An 18,224-nucleotide genomic window follows, 5' to 3' on the forward strand; every position below is an offset into this window, starting at 1 on the left:
AGAGGAGACCGACATGTCCGACGCGGAGAACAGCCGCTTCGTCATTCGTGACCGAAACTGGCACCCCAAAGCCCTGACGCCTGACTACAAGACTTCCATCGCCCGCTCCCCGCGCCAGGCGCTGGTGAGCATTCCGCAATCGGTTTCCGAAACCAGTGGCCCGGACTTCTCGCATCTGAAGATGGGCGAGTACGACAACGACCTGCTGCTCAACTTCGACCACGGTGGCCTGCCTATCGGCGAGCGCATCATCGTGTCCGGCCGGGTCATGGACCAGTATGGCAAGCCTGTGCCGCATACCCTGGTAGAGATGTGGCAGGCCAACGCCGGCGGCCGCTATCGGCACAAGAACGACCGTTACCTCGCACCGCTGGACCCGAACTTCGGCGGCGTCGGCCGTGCGCTGACCGACAGCGAAGGACGCTACATCTTCCGCACCATCAAGCCCGGCCCGTATCCCTGGCGCAACGGCCCGAACGACTGGCGCCCGGCGCACATCCACTTCTCCATCAGCGGCCCGTCGATCTCCACGCGGCTGATCACCCAGTTGTACTTCGAGGGCGACCCGCTGATTCCGATGTGCCCCATCGTCAAATCCATCGCCAACCCGGACGCGGTGGAATCGCTGATCGCCAAGCTCGACATGAGCAACGCCAACCCCATGGATTGCCTGGCCTATCGCTTCGACATCGTGCTGCGTGGCCAACGCAAGACCCATTTCGAAAACCGCTGAGGAGGACTGACCATGCCTATCGAACTGCTGCCGGAAACCCCCTCGCAGACCGCCGGCCCCTACGTGCACATCGGCCTGGCGCTGGCCGCCGCTGGCAATCCGGCCCGTGACCAGGAAATCTGCAGCGAGATGGCCAAGCCCGACGCGCCCGGCGAACACATCCTGCTGATCGGCCATGTGTATGACGGCAACGGCCACCTGATCCGCGATTCCTTCCTGGAGCTGTGGCAGGCGAATCACGAAGGCGTGTATGACACTGCCTACGATCTGGAAAAGCCTTTCAATGGCTTCGGACGCACGGCAACGACCTTCGATGCCGGCGAGTGGCAGGTGCAGACCATCAAGCCCGGTGTGGTGAAGAATGCCGCCGGCGTGCCCATGGCGCCGCACATCAACATCTCGTTGTTCGCCCGTGGCATCAACCTGCATTTGCAGACGCGCCTGTACTTCGAAGACGAGGCGCAAGCGAACACCGTGGACCCGGTGCTGAACCTGATCGAGCAGCCCGAACGTCGGCAAACCCTCATTGCAAAGCGTTGCGAGGTGGACGGGAGGCTCGCTTACCGGTTTGATATCCGCGTTCAGGGAAATGCGGAAACGGTGTTCTTTGACTTCTGATACACGACTACATGAGACATTCGCCGAGCCGGTCGCCGACCGCGTTCGGCGGCACTTCGCGGCCGCGCTCGACGAGCGCGGCTACCGGGCGGACGAAGCCCAGGTGACGGCGGTGGATCACCTCGCCACCTGGCTCGACGACTTCCTCGCCGGCCGCCATGGCTTCCTGCGCAAGCCGGTGGCGGGCGTCTACCTGTGGGGCGGCGTCGGGCGCGGCAAGAGCTTCGTCATGGACCAGTTCTTCGCCGCCGCGCCCACGCAGGCCAAGCGCCGCGTGCACTTCCACGCCTTCCTGCAGGAATTGCAGAGCCGCATGCTGGCGATCACCGGGCAGTCTGACCCGCTGGTGCGCGTAGCCCGCGCCATCGCCGAAGAAACCAGACTGCTGTGCTTCGACGAATTCCACGTGCACGACATCGGCGATGCCATGCTCCTGGGGCGGATGCTGAAGGTGCTGGTGGACGAAGGCGTAGGACTGGTCTGTACGTCCAACTACGAGCCGGAAAACCTCTGTCCGAATCCGCTGTATCGCGAGCGTTTCCGCCCGGCCATCGAGCTGATCGAAAAGCGCTTCGACGTGATCTCGGTGGATGCCGGCCAGGATTACCGCGAGCACAGCACGTCGCTGGAGGAGTGGGGCAGCTTCCTCTGGCCGGCACGCGCCGATGATCTGGAGCTGATCGGCTCGCGCCTGGGGCTGGCGGCGGACGCGAAGTTCGACGAGGTCTTGAGCGTCAATCACCACCCGCTGAAGGTGCATGCCCACGACGATCACTGCGCGTGGATGGACTTCAGCGAGATGTTCGAGCGCCCGCGCTCGGCCAGCGACTACCTGTGGCTGATCGAGCATTTCCCGCGCATGGCGGTGAGCGGCCTCGGCCCGCTGGCGGACTATCCGCCGGACGTGAGCATGCGCTTCCTCAACTTCATCGACATCGCCTACGACCGGCAGCTGAGGCTGCAATTGTTCGCCACGGTGTCGCTGGACGAACTGGCAGCGGGCGGCGCGGCGCTGGACTTTTCGCGAACGCTGAGCCGGTTGCGGCAGTTGAAGCTGGAGCCGCTTTAGGCCTTTGTGCGGCTGTTTATTTTGGTTCGCGAGCAAGCTCGCTCCTACGAAGATCGCTCCGATCCCACCTGTAGGAGCGAGCTTGCTCGCGAATCCGTGTTGGCACCGAAGCGCCGGCCTCTGGACGGCGGATAACGCTGGCGCGTTATGCGCCCTACGCTGGTGGCGCGGGGTGGCGATAAGCTCTGTTCGATAATCGGCCGTCCGTGTTGCGATAATCGCCCGCGGGTGTCGATAATCGCCCGGCATTCGCCTGCCAGGACAACAACAATGACCGACGCCCCCCGTGCCAGCCTGCCGCCTCTTGCGCCGCCGATCATCGCTTCGCCCGCCAAGCGCATCGAGGCCTTCACCGGCGACCCGAACTTCATGACCTCGCTGGCCCGCGGCCTGGCGGTGATCCATGCGTTCCAGGAGCGCAAGCGCCACCTGACCATCGCGCAGATCAGCCACCGCACCGAGATCCCCCGCGCGGCCGTGCGCCGCTGCCTGCACACGCTGATGAAGCTGGGCTACGTCACCTCCGACGGTCGTACCTACTCGTTGTTGCCCAAGGTGCTGACGCTCGGCCACGCCTACCTGTCGTCGACGCCGCTGGCAGTCACCGCGCAGCCGATCCTCGACCGCCTCAGTGAGCAACTCCACGAGGCCTGCTCGATGGCCACGCTGGAGGGCGACGAGATTCTTTATATCGCCCGTTCGGCCACGCCGCAGCGCCTGATCTCGGTGGACCTCAGCGTCGGCAGCCGGCTGCCGGCCTACTGCACGTCCATGGGCCGCATCCTGCTTGCCGGGCTGAATGACGAAGCACTGGAAGACTACCTGGCCCACGCCGACCTGCAGGTGAAGACCAGCCGCACCGTGCACACCCCGGAGATGCTCCGCGCGAGCATCGCCGAGATCCGCCAGCAGGGCTGGGTGATCATCGACCAGGAACTGGAAGTCGGCCTGCGCTCCATTGCCGTGCCGCTGAAGGACTCCGCCGGCCAGGTGCTGGCCGCGCTGAACGTCGGCACCCACGCCGGCCGGGTGTCGCGCCAGGAGCTGGAAACGCGCTTCCTGCCAGTGTTGCTGGAAGCCAGCCGCGAGCTGGGCACGCGGCTGTTCCATTGATTGCCTTGCGCGGCCCGTCTTGCGGTAATCCCGTTCGCTAACCGCCCACAGTGGCGATTATCGAATTGATCGGCTGAACGTCTCTTCGTACTGTTGCTCGACCCGTTCAGCCGGACGGGCAATAACAACAATGAGCGTCAGCCATGGCCCCTGTGTGCCTGCCCCATCCGCCGGTCCGTGCGTCCACCGGCTCGCGCCTCATTCCTGTCCAGCTTGCGGGAGTGCAGGGCGATCCAGCCGGCCTTCCCGCGACGACGCCTTCGCAGGAAGTCTTCGCATGACCAGTTCCGCCCACGTGCCCGCTGCCGGCACCCTCGACGTCCAGTCTTTCATCAATGCCCAGCCGCTGTCGCTGTACCAGTGCCGTATCGTCCTGCTGTGCTTCCTCATCGTCTTCCTCGACGGCCTGGATACCGCCGCCATGGGCTTTATCGCCCCGGCGCTGACCCAGGACTGGGGTATCGACCGCGCCAGCCTCGGCCCGGTGATGAGCGCCGCGCTGATCGGCATGGTCTTCGGCGCCCTGGGCTCCGGCCCGCTGGCTGACCGCTTCGGGCGCAAGGGTGTGCTGGTGGTGGCGGTATTCCTGTTTGGCCTGTTCAGTCTGCTCTCGGCCTACAGCAGCAACCTCGACCAGCTGATGGCGCTGCGTCTGCTGACCGGCATCGGTCTGGGCGCGGCAATGCCCAACGCCACCACGCTGCTCTCGGAGTACACCCCCGAGCGCCTCAAGTCGCTGCTGGTGACCAGCATGTTCTGCGGTTTCAACCTCGGCATGGCGGCGGGCGGGTTCGTCTCTGCCAAGCTGATCCCGGCGTATGGCTGGCACAGCCTGCTGTTGCTCGGCGGCGTACTGCCGCTGCTGCTGGCGGTGGTGCTGCTGGTATGGCTACCGGAGTCCGCGCGTTTCCTGGTGGTGCGCAATCGCGGGGCGGACAGAGTCAAGCGAGTACTGGCGCCGATTGCTCCGGCCGAAGTGGTCACGGCTCGCGAGTTCAGCGTGCCGGAACAGAAGACGGTGCAGAGCCGCAACGTGTTCAAGGTGATCTTTTCCGGCAGCTACAGCGCGGGAACCCTGCTGTTGTGGCTGACCTACTTCATGGGCCTGGTGATCGTCTACCTGCTCACCAGCTGGCTGCCGACGCTGATGCGTGACGCCGGCGCGAGCATGGAGCAGGCCGCCTTCATCGGCGCGCTGTTCCAGCTCGGCGGGGTGCTCAGTTCGGTGGCGGTGGGCTGGGCGATGGACCGCTTCAACCCGCACAAGGTCATCGGCATCTTCTACTGCCTGGCAGGTGTGTTCGCCTACTTCGTCGGGCAGAGCCTGGGCACCGTCACGTTGCTGGCGACCCTGGTGCTGGCTGCCGGTATGTGCGTGAACGGCGCGCAGTCGGCCATGCCGTCTCTCGCCGCGCGCTTCTACCCGACCCAGGGACGCGCCACCGGGGTGTCCTGGATGCTTGGCATCGGCCGCTTCGGCGCCATTCTCGGCGCCTGGATCGGCGCAACCCTGCTGGGCCTGGGCTGGAACTTCGAGCAGGTACTGACTGCGCTGATGCTGCCGGCTGCGATTGCCACCGCGGCGGTGCTGATCAAGGGGCTGGTGAGCCACGCCGACGCTACCTGATCCTCACGGCAGCGGCGCGCCGATCAGTTGCAGGCAGCGCTGCAACGGCGCGCTGACATCGCCGCGGCGCAGGCTGAGGATGATCGGCGAGACTGCCTCGGCATCGGTCAGCGTGGCGTAGCCGATATCGGCGCGGTGCTGTTGCTGCACCGACGCCGGCACCAGCGCCACGCCAAGGCCAGCGGCGACCAGGCCGATGGCGGTCTGCAATTCGTTGGTCCACTGCGCCACGCGCACGCTCAGGCCATGGTTGGCGAATAGCGCCAGCACATGGTCGGCGTAGCTGGGACGTGGGTTGGCGGGGTAGAGCACGAAGTCCTCGCCGGCCAGCTGCTCCAGGCTCACTGGGTGACCCAACAGACGGTGCCCGGCGGGCAGCACGGCGACTATCTGCTCCTCACGCAGGACGATCTGGCTGATCGCCGGGTCGTCGATGCGGATGCGCCCGAAGCCGATGTCGATGCGCCCGCTTTTCAATGCCTCGACCTGCTGCACCGTGGTCATTTCCTGCAGCCCCAATTCCAGCCCGGCGTCGCCGCGCAACTCGCGGATCAACTCGGGCAGGCCGTCGTACAGCGTCGACGGGGCGAAGCCGATGCCGAACCACTGGCGCTCGCCACGACCGATGCGCCGGGTGCTCTCACAGATGCTTTCCAGCTGCGCCAGCAGGGTGCCGGTCTGCTCGTGGAAGTAGCGCCCGGCGTCGGTCAGGCGCAGCGGCCGACCGCGTTCCAGCAAGGGCACGCCGAGCAGCTCCTCGAGCTGCTGGATCTGCCGGCTCAGCGGCGGCTGGGCGATGTGCAGGCGCTCGGCGGCGCGGGTGAAGTTGAGGGTGCCGGCCACTTCGCGGAAGTAGCGCAGGTGTCGCAGCTCCATGATACCTCCAGGGTATGCAACAAGACGGCATCGATATTGGACTGGCTACAGGCCCCGGCGCAATCCTTCGTCAATCGCGAAAAGACCTTCCGGGTATCGCTAATTGACTGCCCGGCCACCCCAGAAATCCAACACCGGAACGCCGTCCATGAGTAGCCCTGTCATCGATCGCATCGAGTCGATCATCGTCGACCTGCCGACCATCCGCCCGCACAAGCTGGCCATGCACACCATGCAGCGGCAGACGCTGGTGATCATCCGCCTGCGCTGCTCCGACGGCGTCGAGGGCATCGGCGAAGCCACCACCATCGGCGGCCTGGCCTATGGCAACGAGAGCCCGGAAAGCATCAAGGCCAACATCGATGCGCACTTCGCGCCGCTGCTGCATGGGCAGGACGCGAGCAACATCAACGCCTGCATGCAGCGCCTGGACAAGTCGATCAAGGGCAACACCTTCGCCCGCTCCGGCATCGAGAGCGCGCTGCTGGACGCCCAGGGCAAGCGTCTCGGGCTGCCGGTCAGCGAGCTGCTCGGCGGCCGCGTGCGCGACAGCCTGGAAGTGGCCTGGACCCTGGCCTCCGGCGACACCGCCCGCGACATCGCCGAAGCCGAACAGATGCTGGAGATCCGCCGTCACCGCATCTTCAAGCTGAAGATCGGCGCCAACCCGCTGGAGCAGGACCTCAAGCATGTGGTGGCGATCAAGCAGGCCCTGGGCAAGCGCGCCAGCGTGCGCGTCGACGTCAACCAGGGCTGGGATGAATCCCAGGCCATCCGCGGCTGCCAGGTGCTCGGCGAGAACGGCATCGACCTTATCGAACAGCCCATCTCGCGTATCAATCGCAGCGGCCAGGTGCGCCTGAACCAGCGCAGCCCGGCGCCGATCATGGCCGACGAATCCATCGAGAGCGTGGCCGACGCCTTCAGCCTCGCCGCCGACGGCGCAGCCAGCATCTTCGCCCTGAAGATCGCCAAGAACGGCGGCCCGCGCGCCGTGTTGCGCACTGCGCAGATCGCCGAAGCGGCCGGCATCGCCCTGTATGGCGGGACCATGCTCGAAGGCGCGGTCGGCACCCTGGCCTCGGCCCACGCCTTCATCACCCTGGAAAAACTCACCTGGGCTACCGAGCTGTTCGGACCGTTGCTGCTCACCGAAGAGATCGTCACCGAGCCGCCGGTGTATCGCGACTTCCAGCTGCACGTGCCGCGCACGCCCGGCCTGGGCCTGACCCTGGACGAAGAGCGCCTGGCGCGCTTCCGCCGTACCTGATTTTTTCGATTGAGAGAGAGGAGAAAAGCCGATGCTGTTCCACGTGAAGATGACCGTGAAATTGCCGGTCGACATGGACCCGGCCAAGGCCGCCCAGCTCAAGGCCGACGAAAAGGAACTGGCCCAGCGCCTGCAGCGTGAGGGCAAGTGGCGCCACCTGTGGCGCATCGCCGGGCACTACGCCAACTACAGCGTGTTCGACCTCGCCAGCGTCGAGGAACTGCACGACACCCTGATGCAGTTGCCGCTGTTCCCCTACATGGACATCGAGGTCGACGGGCTCTGCCGCCATCCGTCCTCGATCCATTCCGACGACCGCTGATTTCCGTTCCGTACGACTCAACAAGAACAAGATTTGAGGATCGCACCATGACCGTGAAGATTTCCCAGACTGCCGATATCCAGAGCTTCTTCGAAGAGGCCAGCGGCGCCCTGAACGATGCCGGCAACCCGCGGGTGAAGAGCCTGGTCCTGCGCATCCTGCAGGACACGGCCAGGCTTATCGAGGACATGCACGTCACCCCGGACGAGTTCTGGAAAGCCGTGGACTACCTCAACCGCCTCGGCGCTCGCCAGGAGGCGGGTCTGGTGGTCGCCGGCCTGGGCATCGAGCACTACCTCGACCTGCTGCTGGACGCCCAGGACGCTGCCGTCGGCATCGAGGGCGGCACCCCGCGCACCATCGAAGGCCCGCTGTACGTGGCCGGTGCGCCGCTGTCCGAAGGCGAGGCGCGCATGGATGACGGAAAAGACGCCGGCACCGTGATGTTCCTCTCCGGCCGCGTGTTCGACCTCGACGGCAAGCCGCTGGCCGGCGCCGTGGTCGACCTCTGGCACGCCAACACCAAGGGCACTTATTCGTACTTCGACAGCACCCAGTCCGAGTACAACCTGCGCCGGCGCATCGTCACCGACGCCGAAGGCCGCTACCAGGCCCGCAGCATCGTGCCCAGCGGCTACGGCTGCCCGCCGGACGGCCCGACCCAGGAGCTGCTGAACCAGCTCGGCCGTCACGGCCAGCGCCCGGCGCACATCCACTTCTTCATCTCCGCGCCGGGGCATCGCCACCTGACCACCCAGATCAACCTGGCCGGCGACCAGTACCTGTGGGACGACTTCGCCTACGCCACCCGTGACGGGCTGATCGGCGAGGTGCGTTTCGTCGAGGACGCAGCCGCCGCCCAGGCGCGCGGCGTGGAAGGGCGCTTCGCCGAGATCGAGTTCGATTTCCAGCTGCAGCAGGCGGTTTCCGCCGGCGCCGAAGACCGCAGCAACCGCCCTCGCGCCTTGCAGCAAGCCTGATTCTCCAACTGCTCTGACCCTGCCGATGACCTCGCCGTAGGATGGCGCGGAGCGAAGCGATACCCATCAATCCGTGCACCGGCAGCATGGGTATCGCTGCGCTCCACCCATCCTACCCAGCTCGCTGCTCATCTCGGTGTGGCCGGGGAGCGATCGCGTCCGCTCCTACGCCCCGGGATCTTTCTCGCCAGGCGTGTAGGAGCGGACTTCGTCCGCGATGGCTTTCCATTCATGCCGAAGCATCAGAGGCGTGCGGTTCTCGAGCAAGGACTGGGCGTCCCCCTCGGTCCCGCAAGGGAATCCTGCGATTGCCGGCAGAGTCCGGCCTTGCCGGTAACCCCGCCGTAGGATGGCGTGGGGCGAAGCGATACCCATCAATCCGTGCACCGGCAGCATGGGTATCGCTGCGCTCCACCCATCCTACCCAGCTCGCTGCTGACCTTGGTGTGGCCGGGGAGCAATCGCGGACGGAGTCCGCTCCTACGCCCCCGGAGCCTTTCTCGCCAGGAGCGTAGGAGCGGACTTCGTCCGCGATCGTTTCGTCGCTGCACCTGCCTTCGAGTGGGCACACGAACGTTGACGGCCGAGCGATATGACGTCCGTTAGCCCCCTAAGAGAAGTGTTCGATATTCGCACCAATAGTCGATTATCGCATTGTTTGACCATTCCCCCGGCGGTACCTTTTTCCCACCCGCACCACCCCCTACAACGAGACCGACCATGGCTGAACTCCTGACTCTCCGCGAAGCGGTCGAGCGCTTCGTCAACGACGGCGATACCGTCGCCCTCGAAGGCTTCACCCACCTGATTCCGACCGCCGCTTCCCACGAGCTGATCCGCCAGGGCAAGAAAGACCTGCACCTGGTGCGCATGACGCCCGACCTGGTCTATGACCTGCTGATCGGCGCCGGCTGCGTGCGCAAGCTGACCTTCTCCTGGGGCGGCAACCCTGGCGTCGGTTCGCTGCACCGCCTGCGTGATGCGGTGGAGAAGGGCTGGCCGCGCGAGCTGGAGATCGACGAGCACAGCCACGCCGACCTGGCCAACTCCTACGTTGCCGGTGCCTCGGGCCTGCCGTTCGCCGTGTTGCGCGCCTACGCCGGCTCCGACCTGCCGAAGGTCAACCCGAACATCAAGTTCATCGAGTGCCCGTTTACCGGCGAGCAACTGGCCGCCGTACCGTCGGTACGCCCGGACGTGACCGTGATCCACGCGCAGAAGGCCGACCGCAAGGGCAACGTGCTGCTGTGGGGCATTCTCGGCGTGCAGAAGGAGGCCGCGCTGGCCGCCAAGCGCTGCATCGTCACCGTGGAAGAAGTCGTCGACGACCTGAACGCGCCGATGAACTCCTGCGTGCTGCCGACCTGGGCGCTGTCCGCCGTCTGCCTGGTGCCCGGCGGCTCGCATCCGTCCTACGCCCACGGCTACTCCGAGCGTGACAACCGCTTCTACCAGGCCTGGGACCCGATCGCCCGCGACCGCGACACCTTCAACGCCTGGATCGACGGCTACATCCGCGGCACCAAGGATTTTGCTGAGTTCAAAGCCAAACTCGCGGAGGCCAAGTAATGAGCGCCTACAGCACCAATGAAATGATGACCGTGGCCGCCGCCCGCCGCCTGAACAACGGCGCCGTCTGCTTCGTCGGCATCGGCCTGCCGTCCAAGGCCGCCAACCTCGCGCGCCTGACTGCATCCCCTGACGTGGTCCTGATCTACGAATCCGGCCCCATCGGCGCCAAGCCCAGCGTGCTGCCGTTGTCCATCGGCGACGGCGAGCTGGCCGAGACCGCCGACACCGTGGTGCCCACCGGCGAGATCTTCCGCTACTGGCTGCAGGGCGGGCGTATCGACGTCGGCTTCCTCGGCGCGGCCCAGGTCGATCGCTTCGGCAACATCAACACCACCGTCATCGGCGACTACCACAAGCCGAAGGTGCGCCTGCCCGGCGCCGGCGGCGCGCCGGAGATCGCCGGTTCGGCCAAGGAGGTGCTGATCATCCTCAAGCAATCACACCGCACCTTCGTCGACAAGCTGGCCTTCGTCACCTCGGTCGGCTTCGGCGAAGGCGGCGACCATCGCCAGCAACTCGGCCTGCCCGGCAAGGGTCCGGTGGCGATCATCACCGACCTGTGCATCATGGAACCGGAAGCCGGCAGCAACGAATTCATCGTCACCTCGCTGCACCCGGGCGTGAGCCGCGAGCAGGTGGTCGAGAACACCGGCTGGGCGATCCGCTTCGCCGAAGAGGTGAAGGAAACCGTCGCCCCGACCGACGTCGAACTCGAAGCCCTGCGCGCCCTGGAAGCTCGCACCGCCGCCGCCCACGGCCAACTGGGAGGTGAGGAATGAGCCGCGACGTCTTCATCTGCGATGCCGTGCGCACGCCCATCGGCCGCTTCGGCGGTGCGCTGGCCGGCGTGCGCGCCGACGACCTTGCCGCCGTGCCGGTGAAGGCGCTGGTGGAGCGCAATCCTCAGGTCGACTGGGCCACGCTGGACGAGGTGTACCTCGGCTGCGCCAACCAGGCCGGCGAGGACAACCGCAACGTCGCGCGCATGGCGCTGCTGCTCGCCGGCCTGCCGGAGAGCGTGCCGGGCGTGACCCTCAACCGCCTCTGCGCCTCGGGCCTGGACGCGGTGGGCACCGCCTTCCGCGCCATCGCCAGCGGCGAGGCCGAGCTGGTCATCGCCGGCGGCGTCGAGTCCATGTCCCGCGCGCCCTACGTGATGGGCAAGGCCGACAGCGCCTTCGGTCGCGGGCAGAAGATCGAGGACACCACCATCGGCTGGCGCTTCATCAACCCGCTGATGAAGGCACAGTACGGCGTGGATGCCATGCCGCAGACCGCCGACAACGTGGCCGACGACTACAAGGTCAACCGCGCCGACCAGGACGCCTTTTCCCTGCGCAGCCAGCAGCGTGCCGGCGTTGCCCAGGCCAGCGGCTACTTCGCCGAGGAAATCGTCCCGGTGGTGATCAAGGGCCGCAAGGGCGAGACCGTCGTCGACAGCGACGAACACCCGCGCCCGGATACCACGCTGGAAGCGCTGGCCAAGCTCAAGCCGGTCAACGGTGAAGGCAAGACCGTTACCGCCGGCAACGCCTCGGGCGTCAACGACGGTGCCGTGGCACTGATCCTCGCCAGCGCCGAAGCGGTGAAGAAACATGGCCTCACCCCGCGCGCAAAAGTGCTCGGCATGGCCAGCGCCGGCGTTGCCCCGCGGGTAATGGGCATCGGCCCGGTGCCGGCGGTGCGCAAGCTGCTGGAGCGCCTGAACCTGTCGATGGAGCAGTTCGATGTCATCGAGCTGAACGAAGCCTTTGCTGCACAGGGCCTGGCAGTCACTCGTGATCTCGGCATCGCCGATGACGATGCACGAGTGAACCCCAACGGCGGCGCCATCGCCCTTGGGCATCCGCTGGGGGCCAGTGGTGCGCGTCTGGTGCTGACGGCGGTGCATCAGCTGCAGAAGTCCGGCGGCAAGCTGGGCCTGTGCACCATGTGCGTGGGCGTAGGGCAGGGTGTGGCGCTGGTCGTCGAGCGCGTTTAGCACTTGCAGGATCGAGGGAGACGCCTGGTCCTTGCTCGCGAGCAAACCCCGTTGCGGGGCCGGGTTCGCGAGCAAGCTCGCTCCTACAGCCGCGTAGGGCGAATAACCTGGAACAGGTTATCCGCCGGTTCCTGTTCGGCGGATAACGCTGGCGCGTTATTCGCCCTACGCAAACCGACGTCCTCGCGCGCAGCAAATGGGAGTCTGCTACAGACTCCTGCTCTGCGATCATACTGTCCCGACCACGCCCGCTGATCTCCGGAGCCAACCCGTGAGCACCAATCTTCTGTTCGACGCCTACTTCACCCAGCCTGCCATGCGCGCCATCTTCAGCGACCACGGCCGGGTGCAGGGCATGCTCGACTTCGAGGCCGCACTGGCCCGTGCCGAGGCTCGCGTGGGCGTGATCCCGGAGAGCGCCGTGGCGCCCATCGCCGCTGCCTGTCGCGCCGAGCTCTACGACTTCGCTGCACTGGCCCAGGCCATCTGCAGCGCCGGCAACTCCGCCATCCCGCTGGTGAAGGCGCTGGGCAAGCGCATCGCCGCCGAGGATGCCGAAGCCGAACGCCATGTGCACCTGGGCGCCACCAGCCAGGACGCCATGGACTCCGGTCTGGTCCTGCAACTGCGCGCCGCCATCGAGCTGCTGGAAAGCGACCTTGCCCAACTGGCCGGCGCACTCGCCGTTCAAGCACAGGCCCACGCCGGCACGCCCATGGTTGGCCGTACCTGGCTGCAGCACGCCACGCCGGTCACCCTTGGCATGAAGATCGCCGGCTGGCTGGGGGCGATCAGCCGCCATCGCCAGCGTCTGAACGAACTCAAGCCACGCCTGCTGTGCCTGCAGTTCGGCGGCGCCTCCGGCAGCCTCGCCGCGTTGGGCGAACAGGGCTTTGCCGTGGCCGAAGCGCTGGCTGAGGAACTGCACCTGCAATTGCCCGAGCAGCCCTGGCATACCCAGCGCGACCGCCTGGTGGAGTTCGCCAGCCTGCTCGGCCTGATCGCCGGCAGCCTCGGCAAGCTCGGTCGCGACCTCAGCCTGCTGATGCAGACCGAGGCCGGCGAAGTCTTCGAGCCATCCGCGCCGGGCAAGGGTGGTTCGTCCACCATGCCGCACAAGCGCAATCCGGTGGGCGCTGCCGTGCTGATCGGCGCGGCCACCCGCGCGCCGGGATTGGTCTCGACGCTATTCTCGGCCATGCCGCAGGAACACGAACGCAGCCTCGGCCTGTGGCACGCCGAATGGGAGAGCCTGCCGGAGTTGTGTTGCCTCGTCTCGGGTGCCCTGCAACAGGCGCTGCTTCTGGTGCCGGGTCTGGAAGTCGACGCCGAGCGCATGCTGACGAACCTCGACCTCACCCGCGGCCTGGTGCTCGCCGAAGCCGTGAGTATCGCCCTGGCCCAGCGCATCGGCCGCGATGCCGCCCACCACCTGGTGGAGCAATGCTGCAAGCAGGCGGTGAAGGAGGATGCGCACCTGCGCACCGTGCTCGGCGCCAATGCCGAGGTTGCCGAACAATTGAATGCCGATGAGCTGGATCGCCTGCTCGATCCGGCCCATTACCTGGGCCAGGCGCGCTGCTGGGTCGAACGCGCGCTGGCCGAACACCAAGCACTTTCCTTGCGCAAAGAATCCCGATAGGAGCCTTGCATGCCTGCCGTACGTCTCGCCGATGGCGACCTCAACTATCAACTGGAAGGCCCGGCTGACGCGCCGGTGCTGGTGCTGTCCAACTCCCTGGGTACCGACCTGCACATGTGGGACGCGCAGCTCGCGACCTTCGCCGAACACTTCCGCGTGTTGCGCTATGACACCCGTGGCCACGGCGCCTCGCTGGTCACGCCTGGCCCCTACAGCATCGAGCAGAACGGCCGCGATGTGCTGGCGCTGCTGGACGCACTGGACATTCCGCGCGCGCACTTCTGCGGCCTGTCCATGGGTGGCCTGATCGGCCAGTGGCTGGGCGTCCATGCGCCGGAACGCATCGAGCGGCTGGTGCTGTGCAACACCGCCGCCAAGATCGGCACACCAGAGGTCTGGAATCCGCGCATCGACAGCGTGCTTAGCGGCGGTGCCGAGGCGATGCGCAACCTGCGCGATGCGTCGATTTCGCGCTGGTTCACCGCTGACTTTGCCACGGCCGAGCCGGGCAAGGTCGAGGCCATTGTCGGCATGCTGGCGCAAACCTCGCCGGAAGGTTACGCGGCCAACTGCGCCGCCGTGCGCGACGCCGATTTCCGTGGCGAGATCGGCGCCATCAGCGCGCCGACCCTGGTGGTCTGCGGCGCCGCCGACCCGGTGACCACCACCGAGGACGGGCGCTTCCTGCAGGCACGCATTCCCGCTGCCGAGCTGGTGGAGTTCCGCGCTGCGCACCTGTCCAACGTGCAGGCCGGCGATGCCTTCAGCCAGCGTGTGCTTTCCTTCCTGCGCGCATAACGGTTTTTGCTTTTCGTAGGAGCGAGCCTGCTCGCGAACCTGGGCCTTCGCAGCGGAGATTGTTCGCGAGCAAAGGCTAGGCGCCCCCCTCGGTCCTACAAGGTTCCGATTTGGAGTTTGAGATGGACGAGAAAGAACGTTACGAAGCCGGCATGCAGGTCCGCCGCGCGGTGCTGGGCGATGCCCATGTCGACCGCAGTCTGGAGAAGCGCACGGACTTCAATGAAGAATTCCAGGAAATGATCACCCGCCACGCCTGGGGTGATATCTGGACCCGCCCAGGCCTGCCGCGCCACACCCGCAGCCTGATCACCATCGCCATGCTGATCGGCATGAACCGCGAGGGCGAGCTCAAGCTGCACCTGCGCGCCGCGCGCAACAACGGCGTGACCCGCGAGGAGATCAAGGAAGTGCTGCTGCAGAGCGCAATCTACTGTGGCATCCCCGCCGCCAACGCCACCTTCCACCTCGCCGAAGCGGTGTGGGACGAGCTGGGCATCGAGTCGCTGGAGCAGTAACCCGTCGCGGCTTCGATACCCATGCTGTGCCTCTACCCAATCACTGGCTCAGCTCTCCAGCTCCTTCCGATCCCTGAACAGCTCCAGCGCCTGCGGGTTGGCCAGTGCGTCGGTGTTCTTCACCGGTTGCCCATGCACCACGTTGCGCACGGCCAGTTCGACGATCTTGCCGCTGATAGTGCGGGGGATGTCGGTCACCGCGAGGATCTTCGCCGGTACATGGCGCGGGGTGGTGTTGCTGCGGATGGTCTGGCGGATGCGTTCCTGCAGCGTTTCATCGAGAGCAACGCCGTCGCGCAGGCGCACGAACAGCACCACGCGCACGTCGCCCTGCCAGTCCTGGCCGATGGCGATGGATTCCAGCACCTGCTCGATCTTTTCCACCTGGCGGTAGATTTCCGCCGTGCCGATGCGCACGCCGCCGGGGTTGAGCACGGCATCCGAGCGACCGTGGATCACCAGGCCGCCGTGTTCGGTCTCTTCGGCATAGTCACCGTGGGCCCAGACGCCGGGGAAGGTGGCGAAGTAGGCGTCGAGGAATTTCTCGTTGTTCTCGTCGTTCCAGAAGCCCACCGGAATCGACGGGAAGTGCCGCACGCAGACCAGTTCGCCTTTCTCGCCGCGCACCGGCTTGCCGGCCTCGCCCCAGACTTCCACGGCCATGCCCAGCCCTTTGCATTGCAGCTCGCCGCGCCACACCGGCGCGGTCGGATTGCCCAGGGCGAAGCAGGAGACGATGTCGGTGCCGCCGGAAATCGACGACAGGCAGAGGTCGGCTTTCACATCGCGGTAGATGTAGTCGAAGCTTTCATGGGCCAGCGGTGAGCCGGTGGAGAGGAGCGCCTTCAGGCGCTCCAGCGAGTGGGTCAGGCGCGGCCGCACATTGGCCTTCTCCAGCGCAGCAATGTACTTGGCGCTGGTACCGAAGACGCTGATGCGCTCGGCGTCGATCAGGTCCATCAGCCGTTCCGGGCCGGGGTGGAAGGGCGAGCCGTCGTAGAGCACCAGCGTGGCGCCGACGGCCAGGCCCGAGACCAGCCAGTTCCACATCATCCAGCCGCAGGTGGTGTAGTAGAACAGCGTGTCGTCCTGGCCCAGGTCGACGTGCAGGCCATGTTCCTTGAGGTGCTGCAGCAATACACCGCCGGCGCCGTGGACGATGCACTTGGGCACGCCGGTGGTGCCGGAGGAATAGAGAATGTACAGCGGGTGGTCGAAAGGCACCGGGGTGAACACGGGCTCGCCGCCGCTGCGGAAGAAGTCCTGCCAGAGGCTGACGTGCGCTTGTGTCTGGAAGTCGCTGCGGCGAGCGTGGCCATTGGCGTAGGGCACGATCAGCAACTGTTCCAGGCTTGGCAGCTGGGCAAGGATTTCGTTGAGCTTGGCGGTCAGGTCCAGCAGCTTGCCGGCGTAGCGGTAGCCGGCGCAGGCGATCAGCACCTTGGGTTCGATCTGGCCGAAGCGATCGATCACGCCCTGGGTGCCGAAGTCCGGCGAGCAACTCGACCAGGTGGCGCCGAGGCTGCTGGTGGCGAGCATGCCGACCACCGTCTGCCAGGTGTTGGGCATGAAGGCCGCGACGCGGTCGCCGACGCCCACCCCGGCTTCACGCAGCGCGCGTTGCAGGCCGGCGACCTGGGCCGCCAGTTCGGCGTGGCTGAGCACCTCGCGGCGTTCGTCCTCGCTGATGGCGACCAGCGCCGGCTGATGGTCGCGGCGGCGCAGCAGGTGCTCGGCGAAGTTCAGGGTGGCGCCGGGGAACCAGCGCGCGTCGGGCATTTCCGGGCCTTCCTCGAGGACCGCCGTGGGCGCCTCGTGGAATTGCACGGCGAAGCTGTCGACGATCGCCAGCCAGAAGGCCTCGCGCTCGGCGATGCTCCAGGCGTGCAGGGCAGCATAGTCGGGCAGGTCGAGCCCGTGCTGCTGCGCCACCTTGCGGCGGAAGGCGTCCATGCGGGTGGCGGCGATGCGTTCGGGGGAGGGGGTCCACAATGGGGTCATCTTGGGCGTCCGTCCGGTTTTTCTTTCGAACCAGTGTGGCACGGGACGCCGAGATGTAGGAGACGAGGAAGGCTTTTGTAGGAGCGAGGGGACGCCTAGTCCTTGCTCGTGAACCGTGCCCGCAGCGGGGTTTGTTCGCGAGCAAGCTCGCTCCTACAGGTTCAGGCAGGCGCCTTAGCGTTTGGACAACTGCGCCTTGGCCACCCGCGAGCCGTTGGGCTTGTCGAGCACGGCGCAGATGCGCGCGCCGGCGTCGATCAGCTTGTCCAGGTCGATGCCGGTGTGGATGCCCAGGCCGTTGAGCAGGTAGAGCACGTCTTCGGTGGCGACGTTGCCGGTGGCGCCCTTGGCGTAGGGGCAGCCGCCGAGGCCGGCGACCGAGCTGTCGAACACCGCGATGCCTTCCAGCAGGCTGGCGTAGATGTTCGCCGTGGCCTGGCCGTAGGTGTCGTGGAAGTGCCCGGCCAGTTGCGCGCGCGGTACGCGTTGGCCGACGACTTCGAACATGTGCCGGGTGGCGCCGGCGGTGCCGACGCCGATGGTGTCGCCCAGCGAGACTTCGTAGCAGCCCATGGCGTGCAGTTCCTCGGCGACGGCTGCCACCTGCGCTGCGTCGACCTCGCCCTGGTAGGGGCAGCCGAGCACGCAGGAGACGTAGCCGCGCACGCGCACGCCATGCTGGCGCGCCGCTTCCATCACCGGGACGAAGCGCTCCAGGCTCTCCTTGATCGAGCAGTTGATGTTCTTCTGCGAGAAGGCTTCGGAGGCGGCGGCGAATACCGCGACTTCCTTCACCCGGGATTCCAGAGCGGCCTCGAAGCCCTTCAGGTTCGGCGCCAGGGCGGCGTAGGTGACGCCGGCCTTCTGCTGGATACCGGCGAAGACTTCCGCCGAGCCGGCCATCTGCGGCACCCACTTGGGCGAGACGAAGCTGCCGACTTCGATGTAGCCGAGGCCGGCGGCGGTGAGGTCATCGACCAGGCGAACCTTGTCGGCCACGGCGATGGGTTGCTTCTCGTTCTGCAGGCCGTCGCGCGGGCCGACTTCGACCAAACGGACGGATTGGGGCAGGGTCATGACTTGTCCTCGTTGGATTCAGGCGAA

The 18,224-nt window shown here is 66.4% G+C and carries 17 protein-coding genes; 14 read left to right on the plus strand and 3 right to left on the minus strand.

The genetic code is table 11. From position 1 onward, the window contains the following. Positions 1 to 13: 13 nt before the first annotated feature. The 5 genes from pcaH to pcaK all read left to right on the plus strand — a co-directional run bounded on the left by pcaH (position 14) and on the right by pcaK (position 5,160). Positions 14 to 733, plus strand: coding sequence for a protocatechuate 3,4-dioxygenase subunit beta (gene pcaH / locus L6D89_RS11770; RefSeq protein ID WP_236199799.1), 720 nt, complete (start codon positions 14 to 16; stop codon positions 731 to 733). Positions 734 to 745: 12 nt separating this feature from the next. Next, the gene (pcaG, locus tag L6D89_RS11775) at positions 746 to 1,351 is read left to right on the plus strand and encodes a protocatechuate 3,4-dioxygenase subunit alpha (protein WP_236199800.1); all 606 of its coding nucleotides are present in this window, start codon (positions 746 to 748) and stop codon (positions 1,349 to 1,351) included. Beyond that, on the plus strand, positions 1,341 to 2,420 hold the full coding sequence (gene zapE / locus L6D89_RS11780) for a cell division protein ZapE (protein WP_236199801.1): 1,080 nt from the start codon (positions 1,341 to 1,343) through the stop codon (positions 2,418 to 2,420). The genes pcaG and zapE overlap by 11 nt, the downstream gene beginning before the upstream one ends. Before the next feature lie 270 nt (positions 2,421 to 2,690). Next, the gene (locus L6D89_RS11785) at positions 2,691 to 3,533 is read left to right on the plus strand and encodes an IclR family transcriptional regulator (protein ID WP_054907667.1); all 843 of its coding nucleotides are present in this window, start codon (positions 2,691 to 2,693) and stop codon (positions 3,531 to 3,533) included. A 277-nt stretch (positions 3,534 to 3,810) separates the two neighbouring features. Continuing rightward, positions 3,811 to 5,160 (plus strand): 4-hydroxybenzoate transporter PcaK, encoded by a 1,350-nt coding sequence (gene pcaK, locus L6D89_RS11790; RefSeq protein ID WP_236199802.1) that lies wholly within the window; start codon positions 3,811 to 3,813, stop codon positions 5,158 to 5,160. A gap of 3 nt (positions 5,161 to 5,163) precedes the next feature. Here pcaK and L6D89_RS11795 read toward each other — a convergent pair whose 3' ends face one another. Continuing rightward, positions 5,164 to 6,036 (minus strand): LysR family transcriptional regulator, encoded by an 873-nt coding sequence (locus L6D89_RS11795; protein WP_236199803.1) that lies wholly within the window; start codon positions 6,034 to 6,036, stop codon positions 5,164 to 5,166. Positions 6,037 to 6,184: 148 nt separating this feature from the next. Here L6D89_RS11795 and L6D89_RS11800 point away from each other — a divergent pair, with 148 nt between their 5' ends. From L6D89_RS11800 to pcaC, 9 genes are all read left to right on the plus strand, one after another. Further along, on the plus strand, positions 6,185 to 7,306 hold the full coding sequence (locus L6D89_RS11800; RefSeq protein ID WP_236199804.1) for a muconate cycloisomerase family protein: 1,122 nt from the start codon (positions 6,185 to 6,187) through the stop codon (positions 7,304 to 7,306). A gap of 31 nt (positions 7,307 to 7,337) precedes the next feature. Next, positions 7,338 to 7,628 carry a muconolactone Delta-isomerase gene (catC, locus tag L6D89_RS11805; protein ID WP_017519458.1) on the plus strand — a complete coding sequence of 97 codons (291 nt, stop codon included), beginning with the start codon at positions 7,338 to 7,340 and terminating at the stop codon, positions 7,626 to 7,628. Between the two features lie 47 nt (positions 7,629 to 7,675). Next, positions 7,676 to 8,608 carry a catechol 1,2-dioxygenase gene (gene catA / locus L6D89_RS11810; RefSeq protein ID WP_236199805.1) on the plus strand — a complete coding sequence of 311 codons (933 nt, stop codon included), beginning with the start codon at positions 7,676 to 7,678 and terminating at the stop codon, positions 8,606 to 8,608. 720 nt (positions 8,609 to 9,328) lie between these two features. Next, positions 9,329 to 10,177, plus strand: a complete 849-nt coding sequence (locus tag L6D89_RS11815) for a CoA transferase subunit A (protein ID WP_236199806.1) — start codon at positions 9,329 to 9,331, stop codon at positions 10,175 to 10,177. Continuing rightward, complete coding sequence (locus L6D89_RS11820) at positions 10,177 to 10,959, plus strand: CoA-transferase subunit beta (protein ID WP_236199807.1); 783 nt, start codon at positions 10,177 to 10,179, stop codon at positions 10,957 to 10,959. The genes L6D89_RS11815 and L6D89_RS11820 overlap by 1 nt, the downstream gene beginning before the upstream one ends. After that, on the plus strand, positions 10,956 to 12,161 hold the full coding sequence (gene pcaF, locus L6D89_RS11825) for a 3-oxoadipyl-CoA thiolase (RefSeq protein WP_236199808.1): 1,206 nt from the start codon (positions 10,956 to 10,958) through the stop codon (positions 12,159 to 12,161). Before L6D89_RS11820 ends, pcaF begins: the two co-directional genes overlap by 4 nt. Positions 12,162 to 12,432: 271 nt before the next feature. Beyond that, a complete protein-coding gene (locus L6D89_RS11830) occupies positions 12,433 to 13,803 on the plus strand; it encodes a 3-carboxy-cis,cis-muconate cycloisomerase (protein WP_276574797.1) in 1,371 nt (456 codons plus the stop codon). Positions 13,804 to 13,812: 9 nt separating this feature from the next. Continuing rightward, positions 13,813 to 14,601 carry a 3-oxoadipate enol-lactonase gene (gene pcaD, locus L6D89_RS11835; protein ID WP_236199809.1) on the plus strand — a complete coding sequence of 263 codons (789 nt, stop codon included), beginning with the start codon at positions 13,813 to 13,815 and terminating at the stop codon, positions 14,599 to 14,601. Positions 14,602 to 14,723: 122 nt separating this feature from the next. Further along, positions 14,724 to 15,119: a 4-carboxymuconolactone decarboxylase gene (pcaC, locus tag L6D89_RS11840; protein ID WP_236199810.1), complete on the plus strand. Its 396-nt coding sequence runs from the start codon at positions 14,724 to 14,726 to the stop codon at positions 15,117 to 15,119. Positions 15,120 to 15,167: 48 nt separating this feature from the next. Here pcaC and L6D89_RS11845 read toward each other — a convergent pair whose 3' ends face one another. Both L6D89_RS11845 and L6D89_RS11850 read right to left on the minus strand, forming a co-directional pair. Then, on the minus strand, positions 15,168 to 17,120 hold the full coding sequence (locus tag L6D89_RS11845; protein ID WP_236199811.1) for an acetoacetate--CoA ligase: 1,953 nt from the start codon (positions 17,118 to 17,120) through the stop codon (positions 15,168 to 15,170). A gap of 174 nt (positions 17,121 to 17,294) precedes the next feature. Next, on the minus strand, positions 17,295 to 18,197 hold the full coding sequence (locus tag L6D89_RS11850) for a hydroxymethylglutaryl-CoA lyase (RefSeq protein ID WP_236199812.1): 903 nt from the start codon (positions 18,195 to 18,197) through the stop codon (positions 17,295 to 17,297). Positions 18,198 to 18,224: the final 27 nt, after the last annotated feature.

The organism is Pseudomonas pseudonitroreducens (assembly GCF_021603645.1).
Taxonomy (GTDB): domain Bacteria; phylum Pseudomonadota; class Gammaproteobacteria; order Pseudomonadales; family Pseudomonadaceae; genus Pseudomonas; species Pseudomonas pseudonitroreducens.